The sequence below is a fragment of the Bradyrhizobium sp. CIR48 genome, from assembly GCF_014198315.1.
GTDB lineage: Bacteria > Pseudomonadota > Alphaproteobacteria > Rhizobiales > Xanthobacteraceae > Bradyrhizobium.
Genome location: NZ_JACIHG010000002.1, coordinates 97,927 through 113,926, shown reverse-complemented (window position 1 = coordinate 113,926; position 16,000 = coordinate 97,927). Strand labels below are relative to the sequence as shown.

The following is a 16,000-nucleotide window of genomic DNA, read 5'->3' as shown; positions in this document are numbered from 1 at the left end:
GAGTGGGGTGAGCGGCAGTGCCGGCCAAAGTTTGGGCGCGTGAGCGCCTCCCGGCAATGTTCGGGCAATGTTGGTTCGGCGATGCCGTGCCCGGCGGATACCGGCAACGGATTGGCCGGCGGTTTTCGCCTTGCAATCTTGGGGCAATTTTGCCGGACCACATGCTGGAGCTCCAACCACACGAGTCGACCAGGCCAGGACGGCCGGTCCGGGGCCCTGTAATGAAGCATTTTGACGACGCCGCTCTTCGCCTCACGGTGAATGTGCGGCTCACGACCACCTTGCTCGCCGGCGCGATCATGGCGATCCCTCAATCCGCATCGGCGCAGACCGCGTTCACGCTGCCGGCGCCGCCGTTCGAGCTGCCGATGCTGCCTTCGCCCTCCGGCAACTGGACGGTCATGGTCGGCATCGGTGGTGAGTACACACCGAATTTCGTCGGATCGAAGAACGGCAAGCTCATGCCGATCCCGATCTTCTCCATCCGCCGCGCCGGATCGATCGACCAGTTTCGGGGCCCGCGCGACAGCGCCAGCATCGCGCTGCTCGACGTCGGCAATTTTCGCGCAGGGCCTGCGTTCAAATACGTCACCTCGCGCAAGGCCGACAAATATGCCGAGCTGACAGGCCTTGGCGACGTCAAGGCCGCCTACGAGCTTGGCGGCTTCGTCGAATATTATCCGGTCGACTGGCTGCGCCTGCGCAGCGAATTGCGCCAGGGCGTGGGTGGCCATACCGGCACCGTCGCCGACATCTCCGCGGACGTCATCGTGCCGCTGATTCAAAGGCTGACGATCTCGGCCGGCCCGCGCTTCACCTGGAAGAGCACCAACGCGACCGCGCCGTATTTCGGCGTCGATGCCGCGCAGGCACTGGTGTCGGGATTGCCGACGTACAATCCCAAAGGCGGTGCGCACTCGGTCGGGTTCGGCAGCCAGGTCTCCTATCGCATCAATCCGCAATGGGAGGTCCACGCCTATGTCGAATACGAGAAGCTGCTCGGCGACGCCGCGGACAGTCCGCTGGTGAAGCTGCGGGGGTCGTCGAACCAGACCACCGTCGGCCTCGGCGCATCCTATTCGTTCGATTTCAGGATTCGATGAGCCGGCATGCGACGCATTGCTTTTCTATGGATTGGCCTCGCAGCCGCTTGCATCGCCCTCGGCGCCGCCGCGGCGTTCGAGACCCGCGCGAGCCGGCTCCAGGCGATCAAGACGGTCGGCATCGTCTCCGCCATCGGCGAGGAGATGAGCCTTTCACAGACAGGCCTTACCAAGCTCGGCTCCACCGGGCAAAGCGCCTCGATCAGTGCATGGGGACTGGACGAGCTGATCGTCCAGCAGGCGACCAGGCTGCTGGGCGCACGCTATCGCGTTCAGGCCGTCAACTACACCCGCGCCGCGTTCGCCGAGATCCGGGATTCGGCGGTTACGCCCGTCAATCTGCTGCGGAGCGATCCGTTCAAGGAGCTGGTTCGCACCGATGTCACGCCCCAGGGACTCGATGCGTACATCGTCATCACCCGCGCGAGATCGAAACTCGGAAATGGCCGCAACATCGAGGGTGTCGGGATCGCCGAATACCGGACGCTGCTTGCAGACTACGGCCTGATCCACGCGCTGTATGAGGTCCGCGTCATCGACGGCAAGACGTTCGATGTGATCGAAAAGCGGGCGGCCGCGCCGCTCGACAACACCGGGACCCTGAGGATCGCAGGCCCCAGCGGGCCGATCGACGGGACATTTGACGGTCCGGCTTCGAGCGAACGGCTCCGCGCGGCGATTGCGGATCTCATCACGCGCAGCCTGCCTGTCACGCTCGATGACATGCACCTGATCGGTGGTCAGTGAAGCCGGCTGGCGGCCTCAGGTCACCGGCGCGGGATTGAACAGCGTCAGATCGTTGTGGATGCCCCAGCGGTCCGACCACGGCTTCGTCCGGCCGCTGGCAACATCGAGGATCAGGCGAAACAGGTCCCAACCGGTCTCCTCGATGGTCTTCTCGCCGGTGGCGATGCGGCCTGCGTCGAAGTCGATCAGGTCCTTCCAGCGGCGGGCAAGCTCGCTGCGGGTCGCGACCTTGATCACGGGTGCGGCCGCAAGGCCGTAGGGCGTGCCGCGGCCGGTGGTGAACACCTGCAGCGTCATGCCGGAGGCGAGCTGGAGCGTGCCGCAGATGAAGTCGGAGGCCGGCGTTGCCGCGAACAGCATGCCCTTCTGCGTCGCCTTCTCGCCGGGCGAGAGCACGCCGGTGATGGCGCTTGATCCGGACTTGACGATCGAGCCGAGTGACTTCTCGACGATGTTGGCGAGGCCGCCCTTCTTGTTGCCGGGCGTGGTGTTGGCGCTGCGATCGGCGCCGCCGCGCGCGAGATAGGAATCGTACCAGGCCATCTCCCGCACCAGCGCGCGGCCGACGTCCGCGTTGATGGCACGGCGGGTGAGCAGCTGGATGGCATCGCGCACCTCGGTCACTTCCGAGAACATCACGGTGGCGCCGGCGCGCACCAGGAGGTCCGCGGCGAATCCGACGGCGGGGTTCGCGGTGACGCCGGAGAAGGCGTCGCTGCCGCCGCATTGCAGGCCGATCACCAGATCCGACGCCGGGCACGTCTCGCGGGTGCGCGTGTTGAGGATTTTCAGCCGCGCCTCCGCCTGGGTCATGATCGCGTCGACGATCGCACCGAAACCGTCGAAGGCTTCGTCCTGCATGCGCACGATGGCATCGCTGACGCCTTCCGGCACCAGCCGCTCCGGTGCGAGCTTCTCGCAACCAAGGCCGACGACCAGGATCTCGCCGCCGAAATTCGGGTTCAGCGCGATGTTCTGCAGCGTGCGGATCGGCACCACCGCGTCGGGTGCGGTGATCGCGACGCCGCAGCCATAGGCGTGCGTCAGCGGCACGACGTCGTCGACGTTGGGGTATTTCGGCAGCAGCTCGGCGCGGATGCGCTTCACCGCGTATTCCATCGTGCCCTTGACGCATTGCACGGAGGAGGAGATGCCGAGGATGTTCTTGGTGCCGACCGATCCGTCCGGATTGCGATAACCTTCGAACGTAAAGCCTTCGAGCGGCGGCAGCGGCGCGGGGACGGCGGTCGAGATTTCGAGCTTGTCGAGGTCGGGGGCATCCGGCATGCGAATGCGCGCCTCGTCGACCCATTCGCCGGCCAGGATCGGCGAGAGCGCGTAGCCGATCACCTCGCCATAGCGGACGATCGGCTGATCTTGCGCGATGTCGACCAGCGCCGTCTTGTGCCCCTGCGGCACGAAGGCGCGCAGCGTCAGGCCGCTGGCAAAGCGGGAGCCGGCGGGAAGCCCGAAATCATTGACCACGATCGCGACATTGTCGCGCTCGTTGAGCTTGATGTAGCGGGGCTGCTCTTTCGCTGCGACGTCCTGGTCCATGGGAGGACTCCGTCTTGTAGGGCGGGTTAGCCGAAGGCGTAACCCGCCACTTCTTTCGATGCTGAAGATAGGAGGCGGGTTACGCTTTGCTAACCCGCCCTACGATCGTGCATCAACCCGGGAACGTATAAGCCGTCTTCACCGTGGTGTAGAACTCGCGCGCGTAGGAGCCCTGCTCGCGGGCGCCGTAGCTCGAGCCCTTCCGGCCGCCGAACGGCACGTGATAGTCGACGCCGGCGGTCGGCAGATTGACCATCACCATGCCGGACTCGCTGTTGCGCTTGTAGTGCGAGGCGTATTTCAGGCTGGTGGTGCAGATGCCCGAAGCAAGGCCGAACTCGGTGTCGTTGGAGATCGCCAGCGCTTCCTCGTAGTTCTTGGCGCGGATGACGGCGGCGACCGGGCCAAAAATCTCCTCACGCGCGATGCGCATGTTGTTGTTGGCTTCGGTGAACAGCGCCGGCTGCAGGTAGTGGCCGGGCGTCTCGCGCTTGAGCAGCTCGCCGCCGAACGACAGCTTGGCGCCCTCGTCCTGGCCGATCTTGATGTAGCGCAGGTCCTGGTCGAGCTGGCTCTGGTCCACGACAGGGCCGATATGCACGCCGGCCTTGAGCGCGTCGTCGACCGACAGCCCGTTCAGGCGCTCGGCCACCGCCGCGACGAAGCGGTCGTGGATGCCTTCGGTGACGATCAGGCGGGAGGAGGCGGTGCAGCGCTGGCCGGTGGAGAAATAGGCGCCGTTGACGGCGACTTCGACGGCAGTCTTGAGGTCGGCGTCGTCGAGCACGACCAGCGGATTCTTGCCGCCCATCTCGAGCTGGAATTTCTTCATCGGGTTCGAGAGCACGCAGGCCTGCGCGATCTTGCGTCCGGTCTGCACCGAACCGGTGAAGGAGATCGCGGCCACATCGGGGTGGTCGAGCAGGGTCTGGCCGACGACGGAGCCGGAGCCGACCACGAGGTTGAACACGCCGGCGGGAATGCCGGAGCGGGTGATGATTTCCGCCAGCGCGTGACCCGAGCCCGGCACCAGCTCGGCCGGCTTGAACACCACCGTGTTGCCGTAGCAGAGCGCAGGCGCGATCTTCCAGGCCGGGATCGCGATCGGGAAATTCCAGGGCGTGATCATGCCGACGACGCCGACCGGCTCACGGGTGAGCTCGACGTCGAGGCCGGGACGCACGGAGGCGCCCTTTTCGCCGATCAGGCGCAGCGCCTCGCCGGCGAAGAACGCAAAGATCTGGCCGGCACGCGCGACCTCGCCGATGCCCTCAGGCAGCGTCTTGCCTTCCTCGCGCGCGAGCAGGCGGCCGAGCTCTTCCTTGCGGGCGAGGATCTCGAGGGAAATCTTGTTCAGCGCGTCATAGCGAACCTGCGGCGTCGACTGCGCCCAGGCGGGGAAGGCGGCCTTGGCGGCGGCGATCGCCTTCTCGGTCTGCGCCTTATCGGCCTTGGCGTATTCGCCGACGACGTCGTTGGTGTTGGAGGGGTTGATGTTCTTGGTGACGCCGGAGCCATCGACCCATTCGCCGCCGATGAAGTTCTTCAGGATCGCAGTCATCTTTTCCTCCGAGGAAGTATTTTAACGCACGAGGCACGGACGCTTGTCGTCAAAGGTCCAGCCGGGGATCAGGTCCTGCATGGCAATAGCGTCATCGCGGGCACCGAGTCCATGCTGCTTGTAGAGGTCATGCGCCGCGTCGATAGCGGCCCTGTCGATTTCGATACCCAGGCCCGGGCTATCAGGGACGGCAATCTCGCCGCCCTTGATCTGGAGCGGCTCCCTGGTGAGCGCTTGGCCGTCCTGCCAGATCCAATGGGTATCGATCGCGGTGACCTTGCCGGGGGCGGCGGCGCCGACATGGGTGAACATGGCCAGCGAAATGTCAAAATGGTTGTTGGAATGCGAGCCCCAGGTCAGGCCGTTGTCGCGACAGGTCTGGGCCACCCGCACCGAGCCCTGCATGGTCCAGAAATGGGGATCGGCGAGCGGAATGTCCACCGCGCCCAGACGCAGCGCGTGGGAGAGCTGCCGCCAGTCGGTGGCGATCATGTTGGTCGCGGTCGGCAGGCCGGTGGCGCGGCGGAACTCGGCCATGATCTCGCGGCCGGAAAAGCCGGCCTCGGCGCCGCAGGGGTCCTCGGCATAGGCGAGGATGCCGTGCATGTCCTTGCAGAGCCTGATCGCCTCGTCGAGCGACCAGGCGCCGTTGGGATCGAGCGTCACGCGCGCGTTCGGAAAACGCTTTGCGATGGCGGTGACGGCCTCGATCTCCTGCTCGCCGCGCAGCACGCCACCTTTCAACTTGAAGTCGGCGAAGCCGTAATGGTCGTGGGTGGCTTCCGCGAGCCGCACCACGGTCTCCGGCGTCATCGCTTCCTGATGGCGAAGGTCGAACCATTCCGCCTTGCCGGTTCCGCCGCTGACGTAGTCGAGCCTGGACTTGCGGCGATCGCCGACGAAGAAGAGATAGCCGAGCGTCTCGACGCTGTTGCGTTGCTGGCCTTCGCCGAGCAGCGCGGCGACCGGCAGGTTGAGATGCTGGCCAAGCAGATCGAGCAGCGCGGATTCGATCGCGGTGACCGCATGGATCATGACGCGAAGATCGAAAGTCTGCTTGCCGCGGCCGCCGGCGTCGCGGTCGGCGAAGGCGGTGCGGACGTCGGCGAGGATGTTGTTGAGCGCGCCGACGGTCTTGCCGATCACGAGATCGCGGGCATCCTGGAGCGTCTGCCAGATCTTCTGCCCGCCCGGCACCTCGCCGACGCCGGTGTGGCCGGCATTGTCGGTGAGGATGACGATGTTGCGGGTAAAGAACGGCGCATGTGCGCCGCTCAGGTTGAGGAGCATGCTGTCGCGGCCCGCGACCGGGATCACCTGCATCGCCGTGACGACAGGCGCACCGGAGATTTCAATCTGGGCCATCGCACGCTCCTCGCTGTTGTCGTCCTATTCTGCCGCCTGTTGTGTCGATCGGATGGCGGGCAGATTCTTCACCAGCGCGGTCACTTCGGCGATCTCCTGCTCGGTGAGGTCGGTGAGCGGCGGGCGGACCGGGCCGGAGTCGCGGCCGATCACCTTCATGCCGGCCTTGATGATCGAGACGGCATAGCCCTTCTTGCGGTTGCGGATCGCGATCAGCGGCAGGATGAAGTCCTTCAGCCCGGCCTGGATCGTGGCATGGTCGCGCTTGCGTACCGCGGCGTAGAAGTTGGTGGCGAATTCCGGCACAAAATTGAACACGGCCGAGGAATAGGTCGTCACGCCCATGTCGAGATAGGGCAGCGCGAAGGTCTCGGCGGTCGGCAGGCCGCCGACATAGGTGAGACGATCGCCGAGCTTGGTGTAGACGCGGGTCATCAGCTCGATGTCGCCGATGCCGTCCTTGTAGCCGACGAGGTTCGGGCAGCGCTCGGCGAGGCGCGCCAGCGTGTCGGGCTGCAGGATCGCGTTGTCGCGGTTGTAGACGATGACGCCGATCTTCACGGCGGCGCAGACTGCCTCGACATGGGCGGCAAGGCCCTCCTGCTCGGAGTGGGTGAGGTAGGGCGGCAGCAGCAGCAGGCCGTCCGCGCCGGCCTTCTCCGCGCCGATTGCGATCTCGCGGGCGATCGCGGTGCCATAGCCGGTGCCGGCGAGCACGGGCACGCGGCCCTTGGTCTCGTCGACGGCGACCTTGACGACTTCAGGGACCTCGGTCGGCGTCAGCGAGAAGAATTCGCCGGTGCCGCCGGCGGCGAACAGGCCTGCGACATCATAGCCGCACAGCCAGTCCATGTTGGCGCGATAGGTCGCCTCGTCGAAGGAGTAGTCAGCCTTGAAGGGCGTGACGGGGAAAGACAGGAGGCCAGATCCGATCTTCTGGGCCATTTCCTGCGGGGTCATCTTGCTCATGGGCGCGGCTCCCTCATTGCGTGTTGTGGAGGACGCAAGCAGAAGGCTGCGCGTCCATGCGCCGTGGTTTAGGAGACCGTTCGATGCGGGTCCAAGCCAAAGCCTATATCGACCGATGCGAAATCAGCATCAATCTTCCACGGGCTCCGCAGAGGCCAGTTCGCCGGCGATTTTGACCAGCGCCGACAGCAGCGGATTCTCGTCGTCGCGGCGCCAGACCATGAACAGCTCGACGGGGACGCGCGTGCGCAGCTTCAGCGGGCGCAGGCGCACGTCGGAAATCTTCAGGCTGGCCGCCGCCGCCGGCACGATGGCAAGGCCGAGGCCGGCGCGCACCATGGCGAGGATCGAGTGGATCTGGCTGAGATGCTGGACGTAGCGCGGCAGCACGTCGGCACGGGTGAACAGCGCCACCAGGAGATCGTGGAAGTAGCGGCTCTCATAGGGCGAATACATCACGAAGGGCTGGTCGTCGAAATCCTTGATGGTGATGCTGTCGGCATTCGCCAGCGGATGCTTCTTCGGGATCGCGGCGAGCAGGGGCTCGGCGACGACGCGGCGGCTGGTGAGCTCGGGCCGCGCGATCGGCGGCCTCAGCAGGCCGGCGTCGATCTGGCCCGACGTCAGCGCCTCGAACTGGTCGCCCGACACCATCTCCTTCAGCGAGAAGTCGACCTCGGGCAGTTTTGCGCGGCAGGCCGCGACCAGTTCCGGCAGGAAGCCATAGGCCGCGGCCGCGGTGAAGCCGATCTTCAGCGAGCCGGTCTTGCCGAGCGCGATGCGGCGGGCGACTTGCGAGGCGCTTTCGGCGAGCTTGAGGATGCGCCGCGCCTCCGGCAGGAAGCTACGCCCGGCCGGCGTCAGGCGCACCGAGCGGCTGGTGCGCTCGAGCAGCGGCGCATCGATGATGTGCTCGAGCACCTGGATCTGCCGGGACAGCGGCGGCTGGGTCATGTTCAGCCGCGTCGCGGCGCGGCCGAAATGCAGTTCCTCCGCCACCGTGACGAAACAGCGGAGCTGGTTGAGGTCGAACATCGATACATGCCTTAGATGGATAAGGCGTTTCCCCGGTACTTCTAGCATCGATCATCCCCAAAACAAAGACGGCGGCTTTTTGGGCCGCCGTTGAGTTGCCTGGTCAAGCTCCCATCGGGAGCCCTCAGGAGGAACGTTTGAGCGTCACCCGCTCGATCTTGCCGACGATGACGAGATAGGCGAACGCCGCCACCAACGCGTTGAGGCCCACGAACACCAGCGCGCCGTTGAACGAGCCGGTCGCGGCGAGGATGTAGCCGATCACGATCGGCGTGGTGATCGAGGACAAATTGCCGAAGGTGTTGAACAGGCCGCCGGAGACGCCGCCGGCTTCCCTCGGCGAGGTGTCGGAGACGACCGCCCAGCCGAGCGCACCGATGCCCTTGCCGAAGAAGGCGAGCGCCATGAAGCCGACCACCAGCGCCTGTCCGTCGACATAGTTGCAGGCGATGATCGACATCGACAGCAGCATGCCGCCGACGATCGGGATCTTGCGCGCCATGGTCAGCGAGCCGGTCCGGCGCAGGATCGCATCGGAAATGATGCCGCCGAGCACGCCGCCGATGAAGCCGCACAGCGCCGGCAGCGTCGCGACGAAGCCGGCTTGCAGGATCGACAGGCCGCGCTCCTTGACCAGGTAGACCGGGAACCAGGTTAGGAAGAAATAGGTCAGCGTGTTGATGCAATACTGGCCGAGATAGACGCCGAGCATCATGCGGTTGGAGAGCAGCTGGCGGATGTGGTCCCAGCCGGAGCCGGCCTCTTGCGCACGCGCGCGCAGCTGATCGTTCTTGGGTGCGTCGAGATCGACCAGCGCGCCGCCTTCCTTGATGTAGTCGAACTCGGCATCGTTGATCGAAGGATGCTCCTTCGGGCCGTAAATGGTCTTGAGCCAGACGAAGCCCATGACGATGCCGAGCGCGCCCATCACGAAGAACACGAAGCGCCAGCCATAGGCATGCGCGATCCAGCCCATCAGCGGCGCGAAGATCACGGTGGCGAAATACTGTCCCGAGTTGAAGAAGGCCGACGCGGTGCCGCGCTCGTTGCCCGGAAACCACGCCGCGACGATGCGGGCGTTGGCGGGGAAGGAGGGCGCTTCCGCGACGCCGACAAGGAGGCGGAGCGCGAACAGCACGACAACAGCCGTGCCGGCGCTGAGGAAGCCAACCCAGCCCTGCATCAGCGTGAACAGCGACCAGACGATGATGCTGAAGGCATAGACGAGGCGCGAGCCATAGCGGTCGAGCAGCCAGCCGCCCGGGACCTGCGCCGCGACATAGGACCAGCCGAACGCCGAGAAGATCCAGCCCATGGCGACGGGATCGAGATGCAGCTCCTTGGACAGCGCGGGGCCTGCGATCGACAGCGTGGCGCGGTCGGCATAATTGACGGTGGTGACCAGGAACAACATGGTCACGATGAACAGCCTGACGCGGGACCTTCTCACGTCCGCTGCGGACACCACTGCGCTCATCAGGCGCCTCCTCAAGTCGAAATGTTTCCTCGATCCGACTCCTAGAGGCGCGCGCGGCAAAGTGTCCAAGCTCAAGGGGGTATCGATCGATACCGTTTTTGGATTGATGAAACGGCAAGTAGCGGGGAACGATGCTGGCGCGGAGTGAATGTGCGAGCGATGGCGATGTGCGAGCACCAAGCACTCCGCTGTCGTTCCGCGCGAAGGCGGGGAATCCAGTACGCCGCAGCCTCGATTCAAGACTGCCGTCGCGGCGTACTGGATCGCCCGGTCAAGCCGGGCTGCGACACCGAGGTGCGAGGACGTTGCGCGTAGCCCGCATGAGCGAAGCGATATGCGGGGAGATGGCTCCGGATGTCGCTGCGCTCATCCGGGCTACGACTCGCAAAAGGAGTCTTCGCGCGCGCTACTGCTTTGCGCTCGGCAACAGCTGCGGCAGAAATCCCCGCGTCACGCCCGGCGGCACCGCGTCCAGTCCAAGCACCGCGCTCGCGGCCGGCAGCGCCGCATCCGCCATCGCCGCATGCCCTTCTGCGCTCGGATGCACCGCGCCGCCATAGACGGCGGAGAGCACGCCCCAGGTGGCGTCGTGAATGTCGGTCGGCTGGCTCGCCGCCGGCAATCCCTGCGGATAGGTCATCGCGGCAAAATAGCTGTCATTGGCATCGCGGATCCAGCGCGCGCGGGGTAAATAGGCGCGGTATTCCGAGGCGCCGCGGCCGCACAGCATCGGCTGGCTCGCCGCGCTCACGATGTCTGGATTGAAGCTCTGGCCGTTCTCGGCAAAGCAGCTGCGGTCGAATTCGGGGTCGTTGCCGGAATGGGCGCAGAAGCCGTGATCGGCGAACGCCGCCTGATGCGCATCGACGAAGGTCATGCGGTCGGCTTCGGGATCGCGGCACAGCGCGCCGCGGGTGCAGGTGGCGAGCCCCTTCAGCTGCGGCAAGAACTCGGTGTCGACGAAGGTCGAGACGCGGGCAAGGCGCTGCGGATCGGCGTTGAAGGCCGGATGGATGTCGAAGCCGGCCCGGCCGCCGCGGCAGGGCACGCCGCCGTCGGCGAGCGCGGGGTTGGCGTAGGAGACATAGACGACATGCGAGAGGTCGCCGCCGACCAGCGGCTTGAGCGCCTCGCGCAGCTTGACGAAATTCTGCGGCAGTTCGCGCGCCAACGCATCGCGGGAATCGTCGACGCTCGCCATCACGCCGGAGCGGCGGAACAGCGCGCGCTCGGTCGCGGTCTCGACGATCACGTCGGCAACGAGACCGGAGAAATAGACGTCGTTGGCGCCGACCGAGAGCAGCACGAGGTCGAGCGTGCGGTCGGGCTGGCGCTTCTTCGCCGCGGTGAGCGCCTCGCGCAATTCGGCGACTTGCGCGTTCACGCTGGTGTTGCAGACACCGGTCTTGCCGGGCGGGCATTCGCGGGCGCGCTGCGAGCCGAGCAGCCCATCGCCGATGCTGGCACCGGTGCAGGCGAGCGGCAGGTAGGTCACTGCGATGTGGGTGTAGCGCACCGCGAGTGCGAGGGCGGTGCGCGTCTGGTAGCTGTAGAGCGAGCGGTGGCAGGGCGAGTTGAACCAGAGCGCGCTGTAGCGCTGCCAGTTGGCGAGCGTGTCCGGCGCCTCGCAGGCGCGGCCGCCTTTGAAGCCGTGGCGGCTCGGCCGGTAGTACTGCGCGCCGGCGGTGCCCAGATAGGAGCGGAAGCAAAACCCTTCGTCCGACAGCGCCAGCGGCCGGTCCGGATTGCCTTCGCCGGAGGCGATGCTGTCCCCGAGGCCGGCGACGAAGATGTCGCGGACCTGGATCTCGGTCTGGACGCGCTGGGTCGGATCGGAGCCGGACGAGACGTCGACGGTCGCGACCGTCTGCTTGCCGTAGCGGACGCGCAAATTGATCGGCTCGGCGCAGTCGAAGGTCGATTGTTGCGGCCCGTCGCCGTCGTCGAACGACCAGGCGCAGGTGGCGCCGACCGGCACCGCGCCAACGAGGCGGACGGTGACGGGGTGATCGATCGGGGTGAGGTAGTTTTCCTTGGTGTTGTCGCGGGTGCAGGGCTGGTTGACCCGGCCCTGGAGGTCGATGCAGAGCCGGTTGACCATGTTGCGGGCCCAGCCGCGGCCCTCGCTCTGGAGCTCCAGCGATTGCTCGGCGGCCAGGATGCTGCGGTTGCGGGCGTTCTCGACATGGAGCAGGAAGTCGCGCTCCTCGCGGAACAGCCGGAAGCGGTTACGCACCTCCCAATTGATCTGCAGGGCGCCGGTGTCCTGAGCGCTAGCGCGCTCGGGCGGCATGGCCGTCAGAATCCCGGCAAGCAACAGGGCGCCTGCGGAAAGGGTACGAAGGAATACAGGGATCATGGCCCGCGTCTTCAACGGCAAAGTTGAGGCGGAAATAAGAGAGCATTGCTCCGCCGCCCGCAACCCCGCCGGGTCCAGATCGTGGCCTACCGCTTGTTGGCCTGGCGCAGTATCCGCTCGCGCTCCATCGGCGTCACCTGCTTGGGCAGATTGGCCTGCGCGCAGGCCTCCGCCAGCCGCCGCCGCTCCTGCCAGGGCTCGACCACGTTCATCCAGAGCTCGCGCGTGCCCATGATCGAGATGGCGAGGCCGAACGGGATCACGAAATAGAGAAGGCGGAACACCAGCAGCGTCGCCAGAAGTTGCTCGCGGCCGAATTCGGGTAGCGCCAGCAGCATGGCGGCATCGAACACGCCGATCGAGCCGGGGGCATGGCTGGCGAAGCCGAGCAGCGTCGCCAGGATGAACACCACCGCCAGCGACATGAAGTCGATCGGCGGATTGGCCGGCATCAGCAGGTACATCGCCGTGGCGCAGAAGCCGAGATCGACCACCCCGATCAGGATCTGGACCAGCGTCAGCGGCGCCGACGGCAGCACCACCTTCCAGCCCTTCTGGCCGAGCTCGCGCCGCTTCTCGCCCATGCAGAGCCAGACCAGATAGGCACCGATCGAGGCGAGGCCGCCGAGCGCGATCAGCCGATTGATCGAGGAGGGGAGCTGATCCATCGAGGACGCCGCATCCGGATGGATCGCCATGCCGATCGAGAGCACGAAGATGTTACCGAGCCAGAAGGTCAGGCCCGACAGGAAGCAGATCTTGGCGACGTCGATCGCGTTCAGCCCGTAGTCCGAATAGATCCGGAAGCGGATCGCGCCGCCGGTGAAGACCGTGGCGCCGATGTTGTGGCCGATCGAATAGGACGTGAAGCTGGAGAGCGCCGCAATGCGGTACGGCACGTGCTTCTTGCCGATCGTTCGCAGTGCAAAAAAATCGTAGAAGGTCAGCGTACAGAACGCAAAGAACACGCAGATCGCCGCCAGCCCGATGCTCCCGCGGGGAATCTCGGTTAACGCGGTCAGGATGACCCCGGTATCGATGCCCTTGAGGGTCCGCACCAGCGAGGTGATCGCGAAGGCGATGATGAAGACGCTCGCGGCTACTCCGAGCCGTCGCCAGCCGATCCATCTCTTGAAGCCGCGTTGCAGCGCGGGCAGCAGTCCGTGCATTCATCCTCCCGGCGGGGGGCAAGACCGACCAGGCCAGACATTGGCCAGTCGGGTACGATCACGGCCAAAAGCAGGCATCGATCGCGGGGCATGATCCAGCTCATTTAAGGCAAAAACACCGGCTTGTGCAGCCCTTGACAACAATTGGTTCTGCGTCGGACCGGTCACTTTTGTCATACGCGGTTCACATCGGCGGCGCGTTAAGCATATGAGTCGTGAAACCGACTCGGCCCGCGCGTTTCGTATGCCGACACCATTTCAGATGCCGCTGCCGTCCGCATTGTTCCAGCGCAAGCCATCCGGGTCTTTTTGGAACGTCGATGCCGCGTGTCCGTTGGGCCCCATCAGCAACCGAACATGGCGGAATAAGCGGCTTTTCGTGCAAGCCGCTGCCTTCGTGTTCCACAAAACCGAAGAGGACGGAACGATGGGACTGTTCACAAAAGACATCAAGACCATGAACGACCTGTTCGTGCACCAGCTCCAGGACATCTATTACGCCGAGCAGCAGCTGACCAAGGCGCTGCCGAAGATGGCCAGTAAGGCCACCGATCCGCAGCTGAAGCAGGGCTTTTTGACGCACCTTGAAGAAACCAAGCAGCACGTCGCGCGGCTCGAAGAAGTGTTCAAGATGCACGGCGTCCCCGTGAAGGCGGTCGATTGTCCGGCGATCGACGGCATCATCGAGGAGGCCGACGAGACCGCCGGCGAGGTCGCCGACAAGGCGGTGCTCGATGCCGCCCTGATCAACGCGGCGCAGGCCGCCGAACATTACGAGATCGTACGCTACGGCAGCTTGATCGCCTGGGCCAAGCAGCTCGGCCGCAATGACTGCGCGACCGTGCTCGCCAAGACGCTTGAGGAGGAGAAGGCGACCGACAAAAAGCTGACCACGCTCGCCGAGAGCAAGGTCAATCTGCGCGCGGCGAGCTGATGAAGGTAAAGCGACGGGCGCGCCGCGCGGCTATCCGTGCGGCGCTCTCGCCACATATGCTCTGTCATCGCCCGCCTAGTGCGCGATTGCGCACAGGGGCGGGCGATCCAGTATTCCAGAGACAATAATGGGATACGGAGAAGCCGCGGCGTACTGGAATCCCCGCATGCGCCGGGCACGACACCGCTTGTAAGGCGAGTGCCCGCAGCATCCATCCTTCGTCCATTATCGAAACATGACTGCGCAATGAGAGCGTATATTTCGCATGGGGCTGCAATCGAGGTGCAGCATGCGAGCCACCACCATCAAACATGAAATCTTTCAGGACAGGACCGGCGCGTCGCGCGCCGGTTCGCCTCTTGCGACCTCGCTCACGCTGGCCGCGATGAGCCTTGGCTACGGCGTGGTGCAGCTCGACGTCACCATCGTCAACACCGCGCTCGATGCGATGGGCCGGACGCTCGGCGGCGGTGTCGCCGAACTGCAATGGGTGGTCAGCGCCTACACCATCGCGTTTGCCGCCTTCATCCTGACGGCAGGCGCGCTCGGCGACCGCATCGGCGCCAAGCGCGTCTTCATGGCGGGGTTCGCCATCTTCACCGCGGCTTCGTTCGCCTGCGCGCTGTCTCCCAATGCGACCGTGCTGATCGTAGCGCGGTTGGTGCAGGGGCTGGCGGCGGCGATTCTGGTGCCGAATTCCCTCGCGCTGCTCAATCATGCCTATCCGGACGAGCGAGCGCGCGGCCGTGCCGTCGCGGTCTGGGCTGCTGGCGCGAGCCTCGCGCTCACCGCGGGCCCCTTCGTCGGCGGCGCGCTGATCACGCTGGTCGGCTGGCGCGCGATTTTCCTGGTCAATCTGCCGATCGGGCTCGCCGGCCTGTGGCTGAGCTGGCGCTACGCCAGCGAAACCACGCGGGCCCGCTCGCGCGAGATCGATCTGCCCGGCCAGCTTGCCGCGATCGGCGCATTGGGGGCACTGGCGGGCGCCATCATCGAAGGCGGTGCGCTCGGGTGGGATCATCCGGCCGTGATCGCAGCCTTCGTCGGTGCCGCAGGTCTCGCCGCGCTCTTCATCTGGCGCGAGAGCCGCGCGGCGCAGCCGATGCTGCCGCTGTCGCTGTTCGGCCAGAGGCTGTTCGCGCTGACCTCGCTGGTCGGCCTGCTCGTCAATATCGCGATCTACGGCCTCATCTTCGTGCTCAGCCTGTACTTCCAGCGGATCAACGGGCTGTCGGCGTGGTGGACCGGGCTCGCCTTCATGCCGATGATGGCGGCGGTGCTGCCGGTCAATCTGCTGGCGCCGCACCTCGCCGAGCGCATCGGCCCGTGCCCGACCATCGTGGTCGGTGCCAGCGTGTCGGCGCTCGGCTGTCTCGGTTTGCTGTGGATCGCGGCTGATACGAGCTATTGGGCGATCTTCGCGCAGATGATCGCGATCAGCGGCGGACTTGGGCTGCTGGTTCCGCCGCTGACCTCGACCTTGCTGGGCAGTGTCGACAAGGCGCGCTCCGGCATCGCGGCCGGCGTCCTGAACGCGACGCGGCAAACCGGCAGCGTCCTCGGCGTCGCGCTGTTCGGCTCGCTGGTGGCCGCGGAGGGGGCGTTCATGGCGGGGCTGCATCTGTCGCTGGTCGTGTCCGCATCCGTCCTGCTGCTCGCTGCCGTCGCGATCGGCCTCGGTGCGCCGGCGCGAGGATGAACAATCCGAGCGAATGGGCACATCT

General features: G+C 65.7%; 12 protein-coding genes. 4 read left to right on the top strand and 8 right to left on the bottom strand.

Features of this window, described 5'->3' with window-relative positions; all coding sequences use genetic code 11:
- The first annotated feature begins 221 nt into the window (after positions 1–221).
- The gene (locus GGD66_RS06960; RefSeq protein WP_183257206.1) at positions 222–1,103 is read left to right on the top strand and encodes a MipA/OmpV family protein; all 882 of its coding nucleotides are present in this window, start codon (positions 222–224) and stop codon (positions 1,101–1,103) included.
- Between the two features lie 6 nt (positions 1,104–1,109).
- Complete coding sequence (locus GGD66_RS06955; RefSeq protein WP_183257205.1) at positions 1,110–1,850, top strand: hypothetical protein; 741 nt, start codon at positions 1,110–1,112, stop codon at positions 1,848–1,850.
- Positions 1,851–1,865: 15 nt separating this feature from the next.
- Here GGD66_RS06955 and garD read toward each other — a convergent pair whose 3' ends face one another.
- The 8 genes from garD to GGD66_RS06915 all read right to left on the bottom strand — a co-directional run bounded on the left by garD (position 1,866) and on the right by GGD66_RS06915 (position 13,342).
- Positions 1,866–3,407, bottom strand: coding sequence for a galactarate dehydratase (garD, locus tag GGD66_RS06950; protein WP_018317338.1), 1,542 nt, complete (start codon positions 3,405–3,407; stop codon positions 1,866–1,868).
- A 112-nt stretch (positions 3,408–3,519) separates the two neighbouring features.
- Positions 3,520–4,968 carry an aldehyde dehydrogenase family protein gene (locus tag GGD66_RS06945; RefSeq protein ID WP_183257204.1) on the bottom strand — a complete coding sequence of 483 codons (1,449 nt, stop codon included), beginning with the start codon at positions 4,966–4,968 and terminating at the stop codon, positions 3,520–3,522.
- 21 nt (positions 4,969–4,989) lie between these two features.
- Entirely contained in the window at positions 4,990–6,333 is a 1,344-nt protein-coding gene (gene gudD, locus GGD66_RS06940; RefSeq protein ID WP_183257203.1) for a glucarate dehydratase, read from the bottom strand.
- Positions 6,334–6,357: 24 nt separating this feature from the next.
- Entirely contained in the window at positions 6,358–7,302 is a 945-nt protein-coding gene (gene kdgD, locus GGD66_RS06935; RefSeq protein ID WP_018317335.1) for a 5-dehydro-4-deoxyglucarate dehydratase, read from the bottom strand.
- A gap of 129 nt (positions 7,303–7,431) precedes the next feature.
- A complete protein-coding gene (locus tag GGD66_RS06930) occupies positions 7,432–8,337 on the bottom strand; it encodes a LysR substrate-binding domain-containing protein (protein WP_183257202.1) in 906 nt (301 codons plus the stop codon).
- A gap of 124 nt (positions 8,338–8,461) precedes the next feature.
- Positions 8,462–9,814, bottom strand: coding sequence for an MFS transporter (locus GGD66_RS06925; protein ID WP_183257201.1), 1,353 nt, complete (start codon positions 9,812–9,814; stop codon positions 8,462–8,464).
- A 406-nt stretch (positions 9,815–10,220) separates the two neighbouring features.
- The gene (locus tag GGD66_RS06920; RefSeq protein ID WP_018317332.1) at positions 10,221–12,173 is read right to left on the bottom strand and encodes a hypothetical protein; all 1,953 of its coding nucleotides are present in this window, start codon (positions 12,171–12,173) and stop codon (positions 10,221–10,223) included.
- Between the two features lie 86 nt (positions 12,174–12,259).
- On the bottom strand, positions 12,260–13,342 hold the full coding sequence (locus tag GGD66_RS06915) for a YbhN family protein (RefSeq protein WP_018317331.1): 1,083 nt from the start codon (positions 13,340–13,342) through the stop codon (positions 12,260–12,262).
- A 427-nt stretch (positions 13,343–13,769) separates the two neighbouring features.
- On the opposite strand from GGD66_RS06915, the gene GGD66_RS06910 reads away from it, so the two are divergent.
- Together GGD66_RS06910 and GGD66_RS06905 are read left to right on the top strand one after the other, a co-directional pair.
- Positions 13,770–14,276, top strand: coding sequence for a ferritin-like domain-containing protein (locus GGD66_RS06910; RefSeq protein ID WP_091958911.1), 507 nt, complete (start codon positions 13,770–13,772; stop codon positions 14,274–14,276).
- A 289-nt stretch (positions 14,277–14,565) separates the two neighbouring features.
- Entirely contained in the window at positions 14,566–15,975 is a 1,410-nt protein-coding gene (locus GGD66_RS06905) for an MFS transporter (protein WP_183257200.1), read from the top strand.
- Positions 15,976–16,000 lie beyond the last annotated feature (25 nt).

What these genes read in the sequence shown, in the direction of transcription:
- GGD66_RS06960 (WP_183257206.1), top strand. Translation starts at nt 222, where the DNA reads ATGAAGCATTTTGACGACGCCGCTCTTCGCCTCACGGTGAATGTGCGG.
- GGD66_RS06955 (WP_183257205.1), top strand. Translation starts at nt 1,110, where the DNA reads ATGCGACGCATTGCTTTTCTATGGATTGGCCTCGCAGCCGCTTGCATC.
- garD (WP_018317338.1), bottom strand. Translation starts at nt 3,407, where the DNA reads ATGGACCAGGACGTCGCAGCGAAAGAGCAGCCCCGCTACATCAAGCTC.
- GGD66_RS06945 (WP_183257204.1), bottom strand. Translation starts at nt 4,968, where the DNA reads ATGACTGCGATCCTGAAGAACTTCATCGGCGGCGAATGGGTCGATGGC.
- gudD (WP_183257203.1), bottom strand. Translation starts at nt 6,333, where the DNA reads ATGGCCCAGATTGAAATCTCCGGTGCGCCTGTCGTCACGGCGATGCAG.
- kdgD (WP_018317335.1), bottom strand. Translation starts at nt 7,302, where the DNA reads ATGAGCAAGATGACCCCGCAGGAAATGGCCCAGAAGATCGGATCTGGC.
- GGD66_RS06930 (WP_183257202.1), bottom strand. Translation starts at nt 8,337, where the DNA reads ATGTTCGACCTCAACCAGCTCCGCTGTTTCGTCACGGTGGCGGAGGAA.
- GGD66_RS06925 (WP_183257201.1), bottom strand. Translation starts at nt 9,814, where the DNA reads ATGAGCGCAGTGGTGTCCGCAGCGGACGTGAGAAGGTCCCGCGTCAGG.
- GGD66_RS06920 (WP_018317332.1), bottom strand. Translation starts at nt 12,173, where the DNA reads ATGATCCCTGTATTCCTTCGTACCCTTTCCGCAGGCGCCCTGTTGCTT.
- GGD66_RS06915 (WP_018317331.1), bottom strand. Translation starts at nt 13,342, where the DNA reads ATGCACGGACTGCTGCCCGCGCTGCAACGCGGCTTCAAGAGATGGATC.
- GGD66_RS06910 (WP_091958911.1), top strand. Translation starts at nt 13,770, where the DNA reads ATGGGACTGTTCACAAAAGACATCAAGACCATGAACGACCTGTTCGTG.
- GGD66_RS06905 (WP_183257200.1), top strand. Translation starts at nt 14,566, where the DNA reads ATGCGAGCCACCACCATCAAACATGAAATCTTTCAGGACAGGACCGGC.